Here is an 18744-nt window from a genome sequence, read left to right on the forward strand (position 1 = left end):
CGCGCGAGGCAACAGCCGCGAGCGGACGGGCTGTGGCGCAGCTTGGTAGCGCACTTGACTGGGGGTCAAGGGGTCGTGGGTTCAAATCCCGCCAGCCCGACGGAAAGCCCTGGAGTGAAAACACTTCGTTCCAGGGTTTGCGTGTTCTTCAACCTCTAACAGAGACCGTCGACTCAACCGATGCAAGGAAGCAGCAGGTGTGACATGGCCTTTGACTACAAGCGGGAGTACAAGGAGTTCTACGCCCCGCCCCGGCGGCCGGGCATTGTGGACGTCCCCGCCATGAACTTCATTGCCGTGCGCGGCAGTGGGGACCCCAACCGCGAGGACGGGGAGTACCAGCAGGCGATCGGCGTGCTGTACGCCGTCGCCTTCACCATCAAGATGAGCCGGCGCGCCGGGCACCTCATGGAGGGGTACTTCGACTACGTGGTCCCACCACTGGAGGGCTTCTGGTGGCAGGCAGGCGCCGGCGACGTCGACTACGCCCACAAGGAGCGCTTCGAGTGGATCGCCGCCATCCGCCTGCCGGACTTCGTCACGGAGGCCGAGTTCGGTTGGGCGCTTGAGGAGGCGACGCGCAAGAAGCACGCCGACTTCTCCCGGGTCCAGTTCATGCCTCTGCAGGAGGGGCTGTGCGTGCAGTGCCTGCACGTGGGCCCCTACGACGACGAGCCGGCCACGCTGGCCCTCATGCACGAGTTTGCGCAGTCAGAGGGCTATGTGCCGGACTTCTCCGACTTGCGCCGCCACCACGAGATCTATCTCAGCGACGCCCGACGCGTCGCCCCCGAGCGGCTGCGCACGGTCATCCGGCACCCGATTCGGCGGGCGTGAGTACTTCCGCTGGCCGAATGCGCCGACACGGGGTCAGTCGACTGTGCGGATGCGCGTGACGCAGGCGGCGCCGAGCACACAGGCGGCGGCCGCCATCAGGTACAGTCCCGTGTAGCCACCCAGGTGGGTGACGATGGGGGCGGCGACGACCGGGGCCAGTACCTGGGCGCCGGCGGAGGCGATGTTGATGATTCCCAGGTCGCGAGCGGCGTCGCCGGAACTGGGCAGCACCTGGGTGACCAGCGCGAAGTCCACGCTGGTGAAGGCGCCGAAGCCGATCCCGAGGATGACGGCGCCGACGATCGCACCGACCCAGTTCTGGGTGAGCGCCAGGTCGAGCGCCGCCAGCCCCGTCACCAGCGCCGCCACGATCACGAAGGGCTTGCGCCGACCCAGCCGGTCGGACCAGATGCCGCCGGACACGGTCGAGCCGAACACGGCGACGGCGTAGATGCCGGTGAGGATGAAGACTCCGGTAGCGGCGGCGTCGGCCTCCATGCCGACCGCATCCATGAGGTAGTAGAGCAGGTAGAGCGTCCCGGTGGAGTTGCCCAGGTTACCAGGAAGCGGGTCAACCACGCCCAGCCGAAGTCCGGGTGGGAGCGCAGCGGTGGCACGAAGCCGGCGAGGATGTGCCGCAGCGACGGGCGCGGGGCGCCGTCGGGCAGCCGCAGGTCGCGGGCGTTGAGTACGTGCGGGATGCCGAGGACGACCACTAGCACGGCCAGCACCAGGTAGCCGGTGCGAGTGCCACCCGCCGTGGCGGCAATGCCGGCGCCCATCACCAGGCCGGCGGTCTGTGCCACGCCGATGAGCCCGGAGACGAAGCCGCGGCGGTCCACCGGCACCTGGTCGGTCACCGACGCATTCAGGGCGGCGTAGGCCGCGTTGAGGAAGCCCTGCACCAGGCACCAGCCCAGGATCATCAACGCCACCGAGTCGGCGATGGCCAGGACCACCAGTCCGACGGTGCCCAGGGTCAGGCCGCCGGCGATCCAGGGCAGGCGGCGGCCGAAGCGTCCGGAAGTGCGGTCTGACAGGGCGCCGAAGACCGGATTGCCGAGCGTGGACACCAGCGCACCCAGGCCGGTGACCAGGGACAGCACCGCCTCCTTGTGGTCGGGTGCGAGCTGGGCCGCCTGCAACCCGAGCAGCACCTGAATGGGGCCGAACCAGGCGGGGACAGTCCGAGCATGGTCAGCGTCAGTGTGAGGGACCAGGTGCGGGGAGGCATGTGTTCGGGGGCGGCTGCGGAGGCGACGCCGCGCGCGGTTAGCGTTGGCATGCGGGCAATCTAGGACGACGACGTGGCGGCATGGTCCGGGACGGGCCGCGGGTGCCGGGTCGAGACCGTCGTGCAACGGTCCTGGAGCCGGACGGCGGCGGGGCCGCCGTCACCGTGAGCGTGTTCCGACGGAGTCTCCGGTGCCGGCTGCGGCGCTAGCCCAGCGGCGTTCCCGTCTCCTGCGCCAACGCAGCCAGCAGCCGGTCCTGGAACTCGATGTCATTCACGCGCCGGTCGGGCTCCTGCGTGCGCTGGTGGTGCCAGTAGGCGCTAGTGTGGGTGCGCGGGTCATCGCCAAGCGCCAGCCAGGCCTGGGTGCGGTGCCCGGCCTCCAGGTCGTCCGGGGCGCCGGCGCCGCCCATGCGGGTGGGCACCCAGCCCGGGTCGACGGCGTTCGCCCATGTGCCCGGACGGAGCCGGCCCACCGCGGCGGCCAGCGCCGTAACCAGCAGCTTGGAGTCCGAATACGACGCCGTTGGCCGCACGCCCGTCCAGTCCAGTTCGGCCAGCCGTGCGGTGTTGAGTCGGCCGCCGCGGTGCATGCTGGAGGAGAGGTAGACGTGGCGCTGCGCGGGCACGAGGGCGGTGAGCAGGTAGGGGGCGACCACGTTTACGGCCAGCACCAGACGCTCGTCCATGGTGCCGGCATTGTGAATGATGGCGTCCACACCTCCCAGGGCGGTCACCTGCTCGGCCACGTCCCGCACCTGGGCCCGATCGGCCAGGTCCCCGACGACGCCGGGAACCGATACCCCAAGCTCCCGACGCACCGCCTCCAGCTGTGCTTCGCGGCGCACGTGCGCCACGACCTCGGCTCCGGCGTCCAGTAGGTCATGCAGAGCACCCAGCCCCAGTCCGGTGCTTGTTCCGGTCACCAGTACGCGTGTCACTGCGGCGCTCTCCGTTCTCCTCGGGCAAGTTGATGATCACGTTACCGCACCGCGGTCGGTCAGCCGGGGTCGTGGATGCTTGTGTCCCGCTATCGCGAGTATGGCCTCGGCGCCGACGTGGGCTGCGACCAGTACGGGCAGGGAGGCGGCGACGCCGGCCGGCGACACGCGGGAGGGCACGCCCTGGGCCCGAAGTGCGCCGCGGGCCCAGGCGCCGTAGCCGATTACCAGCGGTGCGGTTAGTGCCCCGGACACGTACCCGCCCCGGGCCGCGCACGCCGCCAGGTGGGCGAAGCCGTGCAGGCCCCAGGCCGCGGCCGCGTTCTGGAACCAGGCGGAGCGACCGCGGCTGCGGTATCCCGCCACCGAGGCGCCGACCCAGTGAATCCCGATCAGGGCGATCGCCAGACTCACATGCGTCTGACTCCACCCCTCGCGCCGCGCCCCTTCCGGAAGCGGCATCCATTCCGGCGCGCGATGCAGCAGCCAGGCGGATGAGGCCCGGTAGGTGAATAGTTCCTCGCCGTCGTTGAGCAGATAGCAGGCGGCCAGCCCCAGCGCCGCCGCCTTGGCACCGGCGGGCCGCGTCATGAGGTGAAGCTCCGCCAGCGCCGCGCGGCCAGGTGCCCGACCCCATGCAGCACGACGCCGACGACGGGGAAGGCCGGAATGGTCCACCGGGCCGCCTGCGGCTCGACGCCGTCGGCCCGCAGAGCCGCCTTGGCGAAGCGCCAGAACGGGAGCACGACCGGGAGGGCGGTGGTGCAGCCGGGCGTGTAGTCGCGGGCCAGTGCTGCCGAGCCCAGGTGCATGAAGGCGTGCATGCCGTAGCCGTAGAGCATCGCCTGGTAGAAGCCCGAGCGCCCGCGGGTGCGGTAACCGTCCACGGAGGCCGCCGCCATCAACACCCCCATCAGGCTCAGCGCCACATACACCTGGTCGCGCGACATCCCCCGCGTGCGTACGTCCTCGGGCAGCAGTGGCAGGGCGTGGAGGAAGGGGTGACGGCGCCCGGGCATGGTCGCGTACTCCTCCAGGTCGTGGACCAGCCAGGCGAAGAACAGTCCTGAAGTCGCCAAGTCAACTCTGTCCATGGGGCCTCCCAGGATATCGCTACCAATAGTTGCGCAACCTACAGTAGCGGAAGTGGGGGTCAGATGGAAGAATTGCGTGCGATCCGGTGACAGGATGAGGAGGACACCGTGGCGGGCAGGCCAGACGACACGGGTGAGGCGGGCCGACGGGCCGGGCTGCGCGCCGGCACCGCTCGGCGCACAGATGCGGGCCGCGGCGGACGCCCGCGCGACACTGCGCTGGACGAACGCATCCTGCGGGAAACCTTCGCTCTGTTGACCGAGGTGGGGCTGCACGGTCTGCGCATCGACGCGGTAGCTGCGCGCGCGGGCGTCCCCAAGTCCACGATCTACCGGCGCTGGCCCTCCCTGGCCGAGCTCGCCGTCGACGCCGTCGACGCCGCCCTCGGGCCGCGGGAGTTCCCGGCGGGTAAGGACCCGCTGGCCGACCTCGCTCGCATCATCGTCCACACCTGGCGACTGCTCATGCGCCCGCCCCTGACGACGGCGCTGCCCGGCCTGGGTATGGAGCTCGCCGGGCACCCCCGGGCGGCCGCCGCGTACCGGGAGCGCGTGATCGCGCCCCTGCGAGACGGGGCGATTGCCGCCGTCGCCCGCGCGGTGGACGCCGGAGCGTGGAACGGACCGGACCCGGTCACCAGCGTGGACATGCTGGTGGGCACTTTCCTGTACCGGCTTACCTACCTCGGCCAGACCCCGGACCTGGACGAGGTGTTTCGCGTGGCGGAGTTGATTGCCGGACGGGAGCTGCCGAGGTCTCGCGTGAAGCAGCACTCCGAGATATAGCGGCGCTTCGAGTTCTGGGTGCGGTGGACTTCGGGCTTGCCCACCAGGGGTCTGCCGGAACTGGGTCTGTGCGTGGGGGTGAGGCGCTTACGCCTCTCCGACCCTCCGAACCGGCATGGCGAACTCTCAAACGCGAGGAGCCAGATTGATGCCACTTTTCCATCCCGGAAAACCGCAGACTAATTTCATTGTTTTCCCAGATAAGGCGCCCGCCGTATCGAATTGGTGAAATCTCCCACATGCGCTTGAGCGGCGTACTACATTTCCTTCCAGGTGCCCGGCCGGCACCGTTCAGTCAATACAACGTCAACGCTCACATATGGAAAGAGGCTGCCATGTGCACGGGAATCAGGTTCACGGATAATGAAGGCAATATGTACTTCGGGCGAAACCTGGACTGGAGCACCTCCTACGGCGAGCGCATCGTGGTCGTCCCCTCGGGCTTCATGATCCGTTCGGCGTTCGGCGAGGATACTCCGGCCGCGCACGCGGTGATCGGCATGGGCATCGTCTTCGAGGACTACCCGCTGTACTTCGACTGCGGCAACGACGCCGGCCTGGCCGTCGCCGGGCTGAACTTCCCCGGCTACGCCTGCTACCAGGACGGGCCGGTGGTCGGCAAGACCAACGTGGCCGCCTACGAGTTCCCGCTGTGGATCGCGGCGAACTTCACCAGCGTCGATGAGGTCGAGGCGGCACTGGTGGAAACCGCCATCGTGGCCAAACCGGTCAGCGATAACCTCGGCGTCTCCCTGCTGCACTGGATCATCGGCGATGGGCGGCGCAGCATCGTGGTGGAGTACATGAAGGACGGCATGCACATTCACCACAACCCGGTCGATACTCTGGCCAACCAGCCCACTTTCGACTGGCACATGGAGAATCTGCGCACCTTCATCACCGCCAACGGTGATATGCCGGACGCCGCCCACTGGCGCGACGCTGAACTCTCCCCATTCGGTTCGGGTGCCGGCATGCGTGGAATTCCCGGCGACTATTACTCGCCGTCGAGATTCGCCAAGGCGGCATTCCTAAACGCCCATTACCCGGTTAAGGACAATGAAGTGGAGAACGTCTCCCGGTTGTTCCACACCCTGGGCAATGTCTCCATGGTGGATGGGGCCGCCCTCATGGCCGACGGCGCCTACGAGCGCACGCTGTACACCGGCTGCTTCTCGGCCCGCACCGGCACCTACTACTACTCGACCTATGACGACCCGGCACTGCGGTGCGTGAGCCTGGCCGACTGCGTGGGTGCCGATGCGACCGACCTGCTGGAACCCGAGCCGACGGTGTGGCGTCCCTGACACGGCGCGTGAGAGCCTTGTGCCGTACTGCTAACCGCCGCGCTGGTACTGGCCTTCACCGTCGTAGTGGGCAGAAACGATGGGGCGCCGCTGTGCGCGCTCAACATCGGGGCCAACCCGGAGCGCCCCTGGGGCCCGGTCGCCATCCTCGCCGCTGTGACCGCCCTGGTAGGCACCGCGACCGGGGTGCGCCTGGCAGGCGGAGGCGCGAACTGGCCACTCGTCGCACGGGTGCTGGCGCTGGCCGCCCTGGCTCCCGTGCTGGCCGGATCGTGCGCCCGCGCCCTCCTGGCCGTGCTGGCACGCCTGCGGCTGCCGGACGCCCACCGGTGGATGGGGTATGCCCGCAGCGGTGGGTTCATCTGCGTCTGCGCGGCCTATGGGCTCAATGACGGCCAGAAGCTGTTCGTGGTGTGGATGACCGCGCTGGGGCAGCCCGTGGGCGGTCCGGGCGGCGGCCCGGCGCTGCGCTTGATGGCGGCGGTCGGATCCGGGTTGGCCTTCGCCATCGGGGCTCGGCTCGGTCTGCGCGCTGCGGGCCGCGCCTGGCGGGTGGGCGTGTTCGCACCGAAGCCCTATCAGGTCAGCAATGTCCTGGTGGCCACGGCACTGGCGGTCACGGTGGGCGCCATTCTCGGTGCCCCGGTGTCGATGACTCAGGCCACGGTGGGTGCCCTCATGGGGAGCGTGCCCGGCGTCCAGTGGAGAAGACTGCGGTGGAACGCCGTCGGCCGGATCGCCGCCGCCTGGGCCTGGACCCTCCCGGTATCCCTGCTGTGCGGGGCCGGCGCGGCCATGCTGCTCGGTCATTGAGCACGGTGTCGCACGGCGCGCACAATTGGGGCGCTTCGCGTTTGGGGGTGTGGGTGGAGCCGGGAGGAGGTTCGTCGGTTTGCTTTGCGCTGGCGTGGTCTGCTACGCCGGTTCGGTGTCTGCTGAAGGGTTCTGGGCCCTTCAGCGGAGCTCAAACTGGCGTAGCAGAGGCCGAAGGGGCGTACCCAACGACCGCGCGCTGACCTTGACCCCACTCGCTCTACGCCCGCGACACCGCCCCGAGGACATCCCCGCCGGCCACATGTCCTCGTCAGCCTCAGAACATCCTCGCAGACCCCACGCCGACCTCGTGCGCCCGGGCACGACCACCCGCGGGCCCGAACCACCACACCCACAATCCGCAGCGCCCATGAGCATTCGATGGTGCTCCCAGCTGTCACAGATTGCACCACTTTGCTGGGACGTGCCGGAACCTTGGTCGAGAGAACCGCATGATTTCAACGATGTGCGCTAGGTGGCTCGTGTCCGGGCAGGTAAAGTGGTGCAATCAGTGACAGCTGGGCGGCGGTCACCGTGGTGAACCGGCAGGCCCACCGGTTTCCTCGCCCGGAGACACGCCGGCCGCCACATCCACAAGCACGACGAGCCGGCCTGGATGCCCTGGCGGGGTTGTTCAAGAACACACCCCGGCCCTCGAGGACGCCTCCCGGGAGAGCGTCCTAGGCGGCCCGACGACGTCCCCGCCGACCCGAGCACGACCGCACCGCACCAACCACCACCCCACACCACAGCCCCGGCCGAACCTCACACCCGCAAACCGGAAGCACCTGTTTACTACGCCGGTTGGGTGTCTGCTGAAGGGGTCTGGGCCCTTCAGCGGAGGCCAAACTGGCGTAGCAGACGCCGAAGGGGCGTACCCAACGACCGCGCCCTGGCCTCGATCCCACTCGCTCCACGCCCGTGACACCGCCCCGAGGACATCCCCGCCGCCGGTGACGTCGTCGTCAGCCTCAGAACGTCCGCGCAGGCCCAACGACATCGCTTCCCGCACGCCCGAGCACGACCTCATCGTCCCGAACACGACCACCAAGTCGGACCCGTCCGCGCCGAACAACGCGCCGAACACGACCAACCGCGAGCCCGAACCACCACACCCACAAACGCGAAGAGCCACAATTGGGTACACGGAGGACGGATGCAGCATGGCAAGACTGTGGACTTGGCTACGGCGACCAGGGAGACGGCAGACTCTGGTCGGGGCGCTGTCGGCGCAGGCGACTCTCGCCATTGAGGGCGTCGAGCTCGCGCTGCGCGCATGCGAGGCGGACGCGGATCTGGACGCGCTGGTCGAGCGCATCGAGCAGGTAGAGCGCCAGGGAGACACGACTCGCCTGCAGTTCGTGCACCTGCTGTCAACACGCGTGGTGACGCCGCTCGACCGGGAGGACATGTTCCGCTTCTCCCGCTGCCTCGATGAGGTGCTCACCAACACTCGTGACTTCGTGCGGGAGACCCGCGCCTGGCAGGTCCACCCCGATGACCACTCGCGGACGGGCCTCGAACACATTCGCCGCGGACTGGAGCAGCTGGTCGGTGCCATGGACACCTCCTCCGGGCGCATCAACCGGGAGCTGTGCACCGCCGCCCGTAAGGAGGGCCGCCGGGTACGCGAACAGTACGACGACGGCTTGCGCCAACTGTTCGTGGAAGAACTGAACATGGAGGCGCTCGCCCGCCGCGAACTGCTCAGACGCGTTGACGTGATCGGCCTGAGACTGATCGAGGCCATCGACGCCGTCGTAGACGGAATTGTCAAACGCACCATTTGATCGCCTGCGCCGATTCACGATCATCCGCCGGGTCTGTAACAATCGCCTGCGTGAAGTCCTCCACCACGCCCGGCTCGGTTGCCGGCCCCGCCCCACTGCCGCCCGCGCCCGTCGACCTGCGCCTGGTCGTCACGGATATGGACGGCACCCTGCTCGACGGCGACGGCCTACTCCCGGCGGGATTCGCCGACATGGTTTCGCGGCTGCGCGCCCACGGGGTGCTGTTCGCTCCCGCCTCCGGGCGCCAGCTCGCCAACCTGCGCTCCGTGCTGGGTGAGCCGATCACCCACTCGCCGATCATCGCGGAGAACGGCACCCTGGTGGTACAAGACGACGAGGTCATCCACTGCGAGACCATAACCGTGAGCGACACGGTTGCCGCCATCGACACCGCCCGCGACCTGGGCATCGACGGCTACAACGTCGGCGCCGTCCTGGCCGGGGTGGAATGCGCCTACATCGACCGCCAGGACCCGCCCTTCGTGGAAGAGGTCTCCCGCTACTACCGGGAGCTGGAGATCGTCGACGATCTACTCGCCGTGCCGCTGGACCGGACGCTGAAGGTGGCCGTATACGACTTCGACGACGTCGAGGCCGGCAGCTCGCAGGCACTGAAGGCGGCCGTGCCGGACGTGCAGGCCGTCGTCTCCGGCGTGCACTGGACCGACCTCATGCCCCGCACCGCCTCCAAGGGCCGGGCCCTGGCCGCCCTGCAGGCGCGCCTGGGCATCACGCCGGCGCAGACTGCCGTCTTCGGCGACTATCTCAACGACCTGGACATGTACGAGCGGTCCGAGCTGTCATTCGCCATGGCCAACGCCCACCCCGGCATTCAGGCCGTCGCCCACTGGACCGCGCCCGCAAACACCGAAGCCGGCGTCCTACGCACCGTCGACGCCCTGCTCCAGCGCCTGGCCTGAGCGCCGCCGCCGGACGGGACGGTCGCGCGGGCCCTCAGCTTCCGCCCGCCAGCCCCCGACGCAGAGCATCGATCGCATCACTGCGGAAATCGCGCATCGCAGCCGACCAGGTGCAGTAGTCGGCGCCGTGATACATACCCGGCTCAACCCGCAGTTGCACCTGCGCGCCGGCAGCCCGCAGGCGTTCTGCATAGGCACGGTCCTCATCGAGGAACAGGTCCAACTCGCCAACGCCGATCCAGGCGGCCGGTAACCCATCCAGGTGCTCCCGCCGAGCCGGCACCGCCCAGCGCGCCGGCGCCCACCGGTCGGCCGGCTCGGCGACCGGACGCCCCAGGTAGGCGCCCCAACCTTCCGCGTTGCGACGGGCGGTCCACACGAACTCGCCGCGGCCGGGAATCTCGGCGCCACCGGCACCCGTGCGGTCATCCAACATCGGATAGATCAGCAGTTGGAAAGCAACCGGTACTCCCTCGTCCAGGGCGCGCTGAGCGAGTGCGGCCGCGAGCCCGCCGCCGGCGCTGGCGCCGCCGATCGCAATCCGCTCGGCGTCCACGCCCTCGGCCGCGGCCTCGGCGTGCAGCCGACGCAGAACGGTGAAGGCGTCGTCGAGTGCCGCCGGATAGGGGTGGGCGGGCGCCAGCCGGTAATCGACGGAGACCACCAGAATGCCCAGTTCCCGGGCGATGCGTGAGCAGAACAAGTGGTCCTGGGCGGGGGAACCGCCCACAAAGCCGCCACCGTGCAGCCACACGAGGGCGCCCGACGGCGGCGCCTCCCGCCGCGCATCCGGCTCGTACCGCCACACCGGCACCTCCAGACCGCCATCGACGACGACGTCACGGTGCCCCAGGCCGGATGGGAATACCCGCGCGGGCAGCCGCGAGGAAAGCAGGGAGGAGAAGTCGGTGGGCAGGTCCTCGGGCACTCCTGCCTGGCCCCGGCCAATCACCAACAGCGGCGCACGCAGCTCCCGGGCCACGCGGTTGAGCCCCGGTCCCAGCTCTCGGCGGCGCACCGCCAGCGCCCCGATGGCGCTCAGGGCGGCGATGGCGGCCGCGCCACGAGTGGCGCGAGCGGAGGGAGACATGCGGTTCTCCTTCAGTCCTCGTCCAGCAGGTGCTCGATATCGACGTCGGCCCGGCGGGTGGCGCGCAGGGCGTCGAGCTGACGACGCTCCTTCTTGGTGGGGCGGCCCGCCCCGCGGTCGCGAACGATCGCGGCGGGCGCATCCAGCGGGGTCGGACGCGGGGGAGAGAAGTCGGTGTAGGCGGTGCGGGCGACGGGTGCACCCACCCGCTTGACGAGGATCCGCTGCACGCGCAGCAGCCGGTCGAAGCCCTGCACGCGATAGCGGATCTCGTCGCCCACCTTCACGTGTTGGGAGGGCTTGGCGGTCTCGCCGTTGATGCGCACGTGGCCGGCGCGGCAGGCCGCGGTCGCGGCGGAGCGGGACTTCACCTGCCGCACGCTCCACAGCCACACGTCCACGCGCGCCGACGCCGGATCGTTAACGCCGGGAGCACTCCGGCTATCGCTTCCGGCCGCTGGGCCCGACTGCGTATTCGCCACGTGTCCGATCCTAGGGGATCGGGCATCGGGCCTCGGTGCCATTTCAACCGACCTCGGCACGTAACTGCTACCGACCTCGGCGAGATGGGCGGCGGCGGGGCAGGGCGGCACGCCCACGCGTCACCAGCCCGAGCCCGATCAGCAGCGCCCCGGCGGCACACACCAGCGTGTAGACGCGGTCGGCCAGCACCGTTTGCCCCACCCGGACACCAACACTGCGGACGCGCTCGGGCACCGAGACGGCGCCATTGCCGCCGGCCGCGCAGTCGGTCAGTGCCGTGCGCAGGGCGGCGGCGTCGGCGTCCGGCAGCCCGAGGTCGTAGGCGGCCGCCACGCTGACGAACCGGCGGGCGTACTCACAGCGGTAACCGACGTCGTCGGGCCACCATCCGGGCCCGGTAGTGGTGGTCCAAGTGCCCGTCTCGGTGGAGCCGGCCGGGCACGTGGCCGGGCCGCAGTTGGACTTTTCCTGATTGGCCGCGCCATCCACCGCCAGCAGATTCAACGGATCATTGGCGACCAGCAGACGCCGGCGCTGATCCCACTGCCAGGCCCCGTGCGCGTACAGGTAGTTCAGCGGGATCACGTGGTCGATCTGAACGGCGTCGGAGGTGTCCTGCCCACGCTGAAAGGTGACCGTTGATCCGGTGTAGGGATCGTGGAGGGTGCCCGACCAGACCGTGGCGTCGGGGCAGACGGCCGCCCCTGACCGCGCCCGGCTTCGATGCCCTGCGTGCCGTCCTCGCGGGAGAAGTCCGCGTCGGTCAGGTCCCGGGCCAGGATTTCGTTGCGGGTGTCGCAGCCATCCCCATCGACGTCCATCCACGCCTGGCCGAACCAGCCGGTGCGCGAACCCCCTTCACCCCAGGAGACGGCGGCGGGGGAGTCCTCCGGCAACGCCTCGAGCGCGTCCAACGCCTCCGCCGCGCCCAGCACGAGCCGCTCGCGCTCGTCCCAGGAGACAGCGGCCGCGGTTGGCGCATCCAGCGAACTCGCGGTATCCGCTGCCGCCGGGGGCGCGACCGCGCACGGAGTCAGGGCGAGCGCTGCCGAAAGCGCGCAGGCCGCCGGCGCCGTCCGGGCGGATCGGTGGAGACGAGGCAGCATGATGGGCGGGTTCCGCGGCCGGAGGCGGCTCAGGGAACGATGTAGCCGGCGGCGCGGAAGACCTCGTACCACTGCTCGCGAGTCAGCTCCAGGTCGGAGCCGGCGGCCGCGGCCTCGACCCGGTCCGGGCGGGTGGTGCCCAGCACCACCTGAATACGGGCGGGGTGGCGGGTGATCCAGGCGGTGGCAATCGCCTCCGGGGTCACGCCGTACTCGGCGGCCAGGCGGTCCACGACGTCGTTCAGCTCGCCGTAGCGCTCCCGGTTGCCCAGGAACGGGCCGGAGCCGTCACCGGACTGGAAGGGGGACCAGGCCTGAATGGTGGTGTTGGTCAGGCGGCAGTAGTCGAGGATGCCGTCGGTGCGCACCACCGACTGGTCGTGGCGCATGTTCAGGGCCACGCCCTCGGCGATCATGTCCGCATGCGTCAGGGACAGCTGCAGCTGGTTGACGAGCAGCGGCTGGTCCACGGTGGCTCGCAGCAGCTCCAGCTGGCCGCGCGTGTGGTTGGAGACGCCGAAGTGGCGCACCTTGCCGGAGGCGGCGAGGGAGTCGAAGGCGGCGGCCACCTCCTCCGGCTCGACCAGCGCGTCGGGACGGTGCAGCAGCAACACGTCCAGGTAGTCGGTGTGCAGCGCCTTGAGGGAGGCGTCGACGGACTCAAGGATGTGCTGGGCGGAGAAGTCGAACCAGCCCCAGCGGATGCCGCACTTGGTCTGCAGCACCACCTGCTCGCGCTCGGTGGCCGACCAGTTCAGGGCCGAGCCGAAGCGCTCCTCGCAGGCGTGGTCGCGGCCGTAGATGTCGGCGTGGTCGAACATGGTGATGCCCGCGCCGCGGGCGGTGGCTACCAGGTCGCGGATCTCGGCGTCGCTGAGCTCCTTAATGCGCATCAGGCCGAGGATGAGGTTGGAGGCGGTCAGGTCGGATGAGCCAATTGGTTGGATTCTCATACAAATATGGTACTTGACGGCCGCGGCTGTGCCTAGGGGCGGGCCGGCGTTGTCCACAGCCGGGCGCTCGCAGCCGCCGCGGCTCGTGCCTGTGGACGCCGGTGGACGTCCGCGGGCACGAGCCGCGGGTCAGTCGGGCACGCCGGCGGCGGCCGCCCGATCCAGGTGCCAGACCGTGGCCTCGCCGCGGGCGCAGGAGGCCGGGGCGGCGACGACGTCGGGGGCGGCCAGCCCCTTGGCCACCGCCTCGGTCTTACCGGCCCCGCCGGCCACCACCATGACCCGACGGGCCCGGTGCAACACGTCGAAGGTGAAGGACACGCGCTCGGGCGGCGGTTTGGGGGAGTCGCGCACCGCGATCACGTCCGTACCGGTGGTGGGCGCGACCGGGTGCCCCGGGAACAGCGAGCACACGTGCGCGTCCGGCCCCAGCCCCACGTGGACGACGTCGAAGCGCCCGTCGGCCGGGCCGTGCTCCCGCAGCGCCTCGGCCAGTGCGGCGGCCGCCGCGTCGACGGACTCCACCTGCTCGGGGCCAGGCAGGCGGTGCATATTGGCCTCCGGAATTCCGGCGGCTACCAGTCCCGTCACCTGTAGGTCGTTGCGGTCAGGGTCGTCGGCGGGCACGAAGCGCTCGTCGCCCTCCCACAGGTGCACCCGATCCAGCCCGTGCGCGGATGTGAGCCCGACGGCGGCGAGTGCGGCGGGCAGCGCCGCAGCGAGCGCCGCACCGCCCGATCCGCCGGTCAGGACCAGGTGGGCGACGCCCCGTTCGGCGGCGGCGTCGGCGAGCAGTCGCGCGGTCTCCGCGGCGGCGGTGGCGGCCGCCTCGGCCATGGAGTCGTGGACGACGACGGAGGGGAGGGGACGGGCGTCCGCGGCCGCGTTGACGGCGGCGGCATCGACTGTGGGCATCAGTGGATCCTTTCTTCCGCAACGGCGGCCTGGGCGGAGTCCTCGGCGAAGGTGGCCAGAACCTCCTCGTAGACGAGGTCCGGGCTGAGCCGGCGCAACTCCTCGCTCATTGTGGCCACCGGCTCGCGGCGGGCCATGGTCACGACCTGTGGGCGCTCGACGCCGGGGCGCGTGATCATCACCCGCTCGTGGTCCTTGCGCGTGATCACCAGGTCACCGGAGTCGGTGCGCACCGTAATGGTGGCGATGCCGGGAACCTCTGGGGCATCCACCCGCTCCACATCCACACCCAGGCGCAGCCGCAGCCAGCGGATCATCAGGGACACCGAGGCATTGTGCGGCTCGCCGGCGACGACGACTCCCCGGACCGCCCCGGCGCACAGCAGCGAGTCCAGGGTTGAGGCGACCATGGCGCGCCACAGGGTGATGCGCGTCCAGGCCAGGTCGATGTCGCCGCGCGTGTACTCGGGGGCGAGGGCCGCCAGGGCGGAGGACGGGTCCGGCTGAGAGGGCGTGTTGGTGATGCGGGTGGTGGCCAGGGCTCCGAGCGGGCTCGTGGCCGGGCGCACGGGCGGCGCATACGGCCACCAGGTCACCACGGGCACGTCGGGCAGGAGGAAGGGCACCACCAGGGTGTCGGCGTGGCGGGCCGCCTCGCCCTCCGGGAACAGCACCAGGGTCTCGCCGGCGCCAGCGTCGTGGCCGAGCCGGATCTCGGCGTCGAGATGGCCGAGGGAGCCGTCGGGACGGTGCCCATTGTGACGCCGGTCGTCGTCGGCGTCGTCGCTGCCGTTGGTCGGCGACACGACCGCCACCACGCGGCAGGGATGGTCCAGGCTGGCGCCGTGGGCGGCCACGAGGGCCTCCTCCAGACCGTCCCGGTCGGTGTCGATCACGAGGGTGAGCACGCGCGAACCGCTGCTGACACCCTCGGAAAGGAGGGTGGCGACGATCTCGTCGGTTGTGGTCTCGGTGAGGTTGATGATCATGAGCGCCTCCAAATGCGGCCGTCGCGGGCAAGCAGGTCATGGGCCGAGGGCGGCCCCCAGGAGCCGGGCCGATAGCCCTCCGGCACTCCGTTCGCGGCCCAGTGCTCGATCACCGGGTCGAGGATCCGCCAGGACAGGTCCACCTCCCGCTGCTGCGGGAACAGCGGGGCATCGCCGAGCAGCGCGTCCAGAATGAGCCGCTCATAGGCCTCTGGGGACTCCTCGTTGAAGGAGGCGCCGTAGCCGAAGTTCATGGTCACATCGCGCAGCTCCATCTGGGTGCCGGGAACCTTAGAGGCCATGCGCATGGTGATGCCCTCGTCGGGCTGAATGCGCAGCACGATCGTGTTCGCGCCCAGGCCGGCCGTGGCCGCGTCGGTGAAGGGCAGGAACGGTGGTCGCTTGAACACCACCGCCACCTCCGTGACCCGGCGGGCCAGCCGCTTGCCGGTACGCAGGTAGAAGGGGACCCCGGCCCAGCGGCGGTTGGCTATCTCCAGCCGCACCGCGGCGAAGGTCTCCGTGTGGGAGTCGGCGGCCACCCCGTCCTCCTCCAGGTAGCCGCGCACGGGGACGCCGCCCTGGAAGCCGGCCTCGTAGCGGCCGCGGGCGGTGGTCGCGTCCAGATCGAGGACGCCGGCCCGTTCCAGCTTGACGGCGGCCAGCACCTTCTCCTTCTCGGAGCGGATGGCGGAGGCGCGCATGGAAATGGGCTCCTCCATGGCGGTCAGGGCCAGCAACTGCAGCAGGTGGTTCTGGATGACGTCGCGGGCCGAGCCGATCGTGTCGTAGTAGCCGGCGCGGGTGCCGATGCCGATGTCCTCGGCCATGGTGATCTGCACGTGGTCCACGTAGCGCTGGTTCCACAGGGGCTCGAACATGGTGTTGGCGAAGCGCAGCGCCAGAATGTTCTGCACCGTCTCCTTGCCCAGGTAGTGGTCGACGCGGAAGACGTCGTCCGGGCGCACGATCCGGGAGACGACGGCGTCCAGCTCCTGGGCGCTGGCGCGGTTGTGGCCGAAGGGCTTCTCAATGATCACCCGCCGCCAGGAGCCCGGGACCTCGTCCACGAGCCCGGAGGCGGCCACATGCTCGGTGACGGCGGAGAACCAGGCCGGCGGCACCGACAGGTAGAAGGCGCGGTTGCCGCCGGTGCCGCGGGTGGCGTCCAGGTCGGTGACGGTGCGGGTGAGCCGCTCGTAGGCGCCGTCGTCGTCGAAGGAGGCCAACTCGACGAAGCGCATGCCGGCGGCCAACTGATCCCAGATCGCCTGCCGCCAGGGGGTGCGGGCGCCGCCGCGCACCGCGTCCGCGACGTATTCGCGCATGTCGTCGTCGGACCAGTTGCGCCGTCCCACGCCCACCAGCGAGAAGCTGGGGGAGAGCAGGCCACGGTTGGCCAGGTCGTAGATGGCCGGCAGGAGCTTGCGCCGGGCCAGGTCGCCGGTGATGCCGAACATGACCAGCACGCACGGATCGGCGATGCGGGGCAGACGCAGGTCGCGCGGGTCCAGCAGCGGATTGTCCCGCGGAGCGGCAACGCCTCCCGGGGCGCCGGAGGCGGTCGGTGTGCTTGAGATATGGGAGAGGTCCACGGGTGCCTTCTGCGCCTTCCTGTTCTTCTTCCCGGTGGGTGGTTGCGGCCGACCATGACGCCCACTCGGATCCCGGATGCGGTGCAGGGCCGACCGTATCCACTCTATGCGCTCGGCCGACACCGACGCCGGGCAGGGCGGGTGTCGAGGGGGTGTCTGTCAGGGCGTGTTTCAAGTTCTCACCGGCCGTGTACGACGCGACGGCCCCAACGGTAGGCTCTGGGGCGCGCCGGGAGCCTGCCCGGCGCGTAACCTTGCCCAATAACCGATCCCAGAACCGTGGCCCGTGCGGACGGGCAGAAGAGGATTGCGATGAGTTCAGCGAGCGACTTCGTCCCGCAGCCCGCCTCAGCGGATATCGGCGTGTACGGGCTGGGGGTGATGGGCGCCAACCTGGCTCGCAACCTCGCCCGCCATGGTCACTCGGTCGCGGTGTTCAACCGCACCCCGGCCCGCACGGAGCGGCTCATGGACCTGCACGGGGGCGAGGGCGACTTCGTTCCGGCCGTCGACGCGGCCGCTTTCGTCGCCTCGCTGCGGCGGCCGCGCGCCGTGATCATCATGGTGCAGGCCGGCTCCGCCACTGAGGCGGTCATCGAGCAGTTGCGCGAGTTGCTGGAGCCGGGAGACATCATCGTCGACGCCGGCAACACCTTCTATGAGGACACCGAGCGCCGCGAGACCTCCCTGCGCGAGCAGGGCATCCACTTCGTTGGCATGGGTGTGTCCGGTGGTGAGGAGGGGGCACTGCTCGGCCCCTCGATCATGCCCGGCGGCACCGACGCCTCCTACGAGCGCCTCGGGCCGCTGCTGGAGTCCATCTCCGCCCACGTGGACGGCGAGCCCTGCTGCACGCACGTCGGCCCCGGCGGCGCCGGCCACTTCGTGAAGATGGTGCACAACGGCATTGAGTACGCCGACATGCAGCTGATCGCCGAGGCCTACGATCTGCTGCGCGGCGTGGCCGGAATGAGCGTGCCCGAGATCGCCGGCGTCTTCCGCGACTGGAAGCACTCCGAGCTGGACTCCTACCTGATCGACATCACCACCGAGGTCCTGGACCGGGTGGACCCGGCCACGGGCGCGCCCTTCGTGGATGTGATTGTGGACGCCGCCGGCCAGAAGGGGACGGGCGCCTGGACCACCCGCACGGCCCTGGACCTGGGCGTGGCCGTGCCCGCCATCGCGGAGGCCACCTTCGCGCGGGCGGCCTCCTCCGCTCCCGCGCAGCGGGCCGCCGTGCGGGCCGCAGAACTGAACGCCGGCACCACCGTGCCGCATCTGGCCGCCGGCCCCGAGCGCGACGCCTTCGTCGACGCCGTGCGCCAGGCCCTGTACGGGTCCAAGATCGCTGCCTACGCCCAGGGCTTCGACGAGATCGCCACCGCGTCCGCACAGCACGACTGGAATGTGGACCTGGGCGCCATGGCCCGCATCTGGCGCGGCGGCTGCATCATTCGCGCCCGCTTCCTGGACGACATAACCCGCGCCTACGAGGCCGACCCCCAGCTGCCCAGCCTGCTGACGGCCCCCACCTTCGCGGACGCGCTGCGAGCCGCCCTGCCGGCCTGGCGGCAGGTGGTCTCCGCCGCCGCCCTGGCGGGCGTGCCCGCACCGGCTTTCGCGGCCTCGTTGGCCTACGTGGACCAGCTGCGCGCCCAGCGCCTGCCCGCCGCTCTCATCCAGGGACAGCGCGACTTCTTCGGCTCTCACACCTATCACCGTGTGGACGACCCCGAGGGCGTCTACCACGTGCTGTGGGCCGAGCCGGGCCGCGCCGAGGAGAAGTGGAACTGAGTCCTGGACTCGGGGCCGGGTGAAACGCCATCAGCCGCATCCGGCCCCGGCCGGGACCTTTTCCGGACCACGCATTGCGGCGGCCCACCGCGGC

17 protein-coding genes, 1 tRNA gene and 2 pseudogenes are annotated in these 18744 nt (G+C 70.2%); 8 read left to right on the top strand and 12 right to left on the bottom strand.

What is annotated here, in order from left to right; genetic code table 11:
* Positions 1-26: 26 nt before the first annotated feature.
* Positions 27-100 (top strand) — tRNA-Pro (locus C3B71_RS07210).
* A 104-nt stretch (positions 101-204) separates the two neighbouring features.
* Entirely contained in the window at positions 205-837 is a 633-nt protein-coding gene (locus C3B71_RS07215) for a GyrI-like domain-containing protein (protein ID WP_108967054.1), read from the top strand.
* Positions 838-870: 33 nt separating this feature from the next.
* Here C3B71_RS07215 and C3B71_RS16135 read toward each other — a convergent pair whose 3' ends face one another.
* The 5 genes and pseudogenes from C3B71_RS16135 to C3B71_RS07235 form a co-directional block, all read right to left on the bottom strand.
* On the bottom strand, positions 871-1350 hold the full coding sequence (locus C3B71_RS16135; RefSeq protein WP_325048221.1) for an MFS transporter: 480 nt from the start codon (positions 1348-1350) through the stop codon (positions 871-873).
* Between the two features lie 98 nt (positions 1351-1448).
* Positions 1449-1994 (bottom strand): annotated as a pseudogene (locus C3B71_RS16425) (MFS transporter); the annotation flags it as partial.
* Between the two features lie 283 nt (positions 1995-2277).
* Positions 2278-2997, bottom strand: a complete 720-nt coding sequence (locus tag C3B71_RS07225) for an SDR family NAD(P)-dependent oxidoreductase (RefSeq protein WP_199912593.1) — start codon at positions 2995-2997, stop codon at positions 2278-2280.
* A 51-nt stretch (positions 2998-3048) separates the two neighbouring features.
* On the bottom strand, positions 3049-3603 hold the full coding sequence (locus C3B71_RS07230) for an HXXEE domain-containing protein (RefSeq protein ID WP_108967057.1): 555 nt from the start codon (positions 3601-3603) through the stop codon (positions 3049-3051).
* Entirely contained in the window at positions 3600-4106 is a 507-nt protein-coding gene (locus C3B71_RS07235) for an HXXEE domain-containing protein (protein ID WP_108967059.1), read from the bottom strand. The genes C3B71_RS07230 and C3B71_RS07235 overlap by 4 nt, the downstream gene beginning before the upstream one ends.
* 108 nt (positions 4107-4214) lie before the next feature.
* Here C3B71_RS07235 and C3B71_RS07240 point away from each other — a divergent pair, with 108 nt between their 5' ends.
* The 5 genes from C3B71_RS07240 to C3B71_RS07260 all read left to right on the top strand — a co-directional run bounded on the left by C3B71_RS07240 (position 4215) and on the right by C3B71_RS07260 (position 9722).
* Positions 4215-4892 carry a TetR/AcrR family transcriptional regulator gene (locus C3B71_RS07240; protein ID WP_234416171.1) on the top strand — a complete coding sequence of 226 codons (678 nt, stop codon included), beginning with the start codon at positions 4215-4217 and terminating at the stop codon, positions 4890-4892.
* A gap of 335 nt (positions 4893-5227) precedes the next feature.
* Positions 5228-6199 carry a choloylglycine hydrolase gene (gene bsh / locus C3B71_RS07245; protein WP_108967060.1) on the top strand — a complete coding sequence of 324 codons (972 nt, stop codon included), beginning with the start codon at positions 5228-5230 and terminating at the stop codon, positions 6197-6199.
* 66 nt (positions 6200-6265) lie between these two features.
* On the top strand, positions 6266-7012 hold the full coding sequence (locus tag C3B71_RS07250; RefSeq protein ID WP_159097660.1) for an inorganic phosphate transporter: 747 nt from the start codon (positions 6266-6268) through the stop codon (positions 7010-7012).
* 1163 nt (positions 7013-8175) lie between these two features.
* Entirely contained in the window at positions 8176-8802 is a 627-nt protein-coding gene (locus C3B71_RS07255; RefSeq protein WP_108967064.1) for a DUF47 domain-containing protein, read from the top strand.
* A 50-nt stretch (positions 8803-8852) separates the two neighbouring features.
* The gene (locus C3B71_RS07260) at positions 8853-9722 is read left to right on the top strand and encodes a Cof-type HAD-IIB family hydrolase (protein ID WP_073332310.1); all 870 of its coding nucleotides are present in this window, start codon (positions 8853-8855) and stop codon (positions 9720-9722) included.
* A 34-nt stretch (positions 9723-9756) separates the two neighbouring features.
* On the opposite strand, the gene C3B71_RS07265 is transcribed toward C3B71_RS07260, so the two are convergent.
* From C3B71_RS07265 to zwf, 7 genes and pseudogenes are all read right to left on the bottom strand, one after another.
* Positions 9757-10812, bottom strand: a complete 1056-nt coding sequence (locus C3B71_RS07265) for an alpha/beta hydrolase (protein WP_073332307.1) — start codon at positions 10810-10812, stop codon at positions 9757-9759.
* 11 nt (positions 10813-10823) lie between these two features.
* A complete protein-coding gene (locus tag C3B71_RS07270) occupies positions 10824-11213 on the bottom strand; it encodes an RNA-binding S4 domain-containing protein (RefSeq protein ID WP_234416216.1) in 390 nt (129 codons plus the stop codon).
* A gap of 148 nt (positions 11214-11361) precedes the next feature.
* Positions 11362-12401, bottom strand: a pseudogene (locus C3B71_RS07275) (HNH endonuclease family protein).
* 29 nt (positions 12402-12430) lie between these two features.
* A complete protein-coding gene (locus tag C3B71_RS07280) occupies positions 12431-13354 on the bottom strand; it encodes an aldo/keto reductase (protein ID WP_108967066.1) in 924 nt (307 codons plus the stop codon).
* Between the two features lie 129 nt (positions 13355-13483).
* Positions 13484-14269 carry a 6-phosphogluconolactonase gene (gene pgl / locus C3B71_RS07285; RefSeq protein WP_181574837.1) on the bottom strand — a complete coding sequence of 262 codons (786 nt, stop codon included), beginning with the start codon at positions 14267-14269 and terminating at the stop codon, positions 13484-13486.
* On the bottom strand, positions 14269-15258 hold the full coding sequence (locus C3B71_RS07290; protein ID WP_108967068.1) for a glucose-6-phosphate dehydrogenase assembly protein OpcA: 990 nt from the start codon (positions 15256-15258) through the stop codon (positions 14269-14271). The genes pgl and C3B71_RS07290 overlap by 1 nt, the downstream gene beginning before the upstream one ends.
* Entirely contained in the window at positions 15255-16775 is a 1521-nt protein-coding gene (zwf, locus tag C3B71_RS07295; RefSeq protein ID WP_258522223.1) for a glucose-6-phosphate dehydrogenase, read from the bottom strand. The genes C3B71_RS07290 and zwf overlap by 4 nt, the downstream gene beginning before the upstream one ends.
* A gap of 390 nt (positions 16776-17165) precedes the next feature.
* Here zwf and gndA point away from each other — a divergent pair, with 390 nt between their 5' ends.
* Positions 17166-18650, top strand: coding sequence for an NADP-dependent phosphogluconate dehydrogenase (gene gndA, locus C3B71_RS07300; RefSeq protein WP_108967070.1), 1485 nt, complete (start codon positions 17166-17168; stop codon positions 18648-18650).
* The last annotated feature ends 94 nt before the right edge of the window (positions 18651-18744 follow it).

The organism is Actinomyces sp. Z16 (genome assembly GCF_003111765.1).
In the GTDB taxonomy this organism is placed as follows: Bacteria; Actinomycetota; Actinomycetes; order Actinomycetales; family Actinomycetaceae; genus Actinomyces; species Actinomyces glycerinitolerans.

Coding starts and splice junctions, on each gene's coding strand:
- C3B71_RS07290 (WP_108967068.1), bottom strand. CDS start 15,258: ATGATCATCAACCTCACCGAGACCACAACCGACGAGATCGTCGCCACC.
- bsh (WP_108967060.1), top strand. CDS start 5,228: ATGTGCACGGGAATCAGGTTCACGGATAATGAAGGCAATATGTACTTC.
- C3B71_RS16135 (WP_325048221.1), bottom strand. CDS start 1,350: ATGGATGCGGTCGGCATGGAGGCCGACGCCGCCGCTACCGGAGTCTTC.
- C3B71_RS07215 (WP_108967054.1), top strand. CDS start 205: ATGGCCTTTGACTACAAGCGGGAGTACAAGGAGTTCTACGCCCCGCCC.
- C3B71_RS07255 (WP_108967064.1), top strand. CDS start 8,176: ATGGCAAGACTGTGGACTTGGCTACGGCGACCAGGGAGACGGCAGACT.
- C3B71_RS07230 (WP_108967057.1), bottom strand. CDS start 3,603: ATGACGCGGCCCGCCGGTGCCAAGGCGGCGGCGCTGGGGCTGGCCGCC.
- gndA (WP_108967070.1), top strand. CDS start 17,166: ATGAGTTCAGCGAGCGACTTCGTCCCGCAGCCCGCCTCAGCGGATATC.
- C3B71_RS07265 (WP_073332307.1), bottom strand. CDS start 10,812: ATGTCTCCCTCCGCTCGCGCCACTCGTGGCGCGGCCGCCATCGCCGCC.
- pgl (WP_181574837.1), bottom strand. CDS start 14,269: ATGCCCACAGTCGATGCCGCCGCCGTCAACGCGGCCGCGGACGCCCGT.
- C3B71_RS07280 (WP_108967066.1), bottom strand. CDS start 13,354: ATGAGAATCCAACCAATTGGCTCATCCGACCTGACCGCCTCCAACCTC.
- C3B71_RS07235 (WP_108967059.1), bottom strand. CDS start 4,106: ATGGACAGAGTTGACTTGGCGACTTCAGGACTGTTCTTCGCCTGGCTG.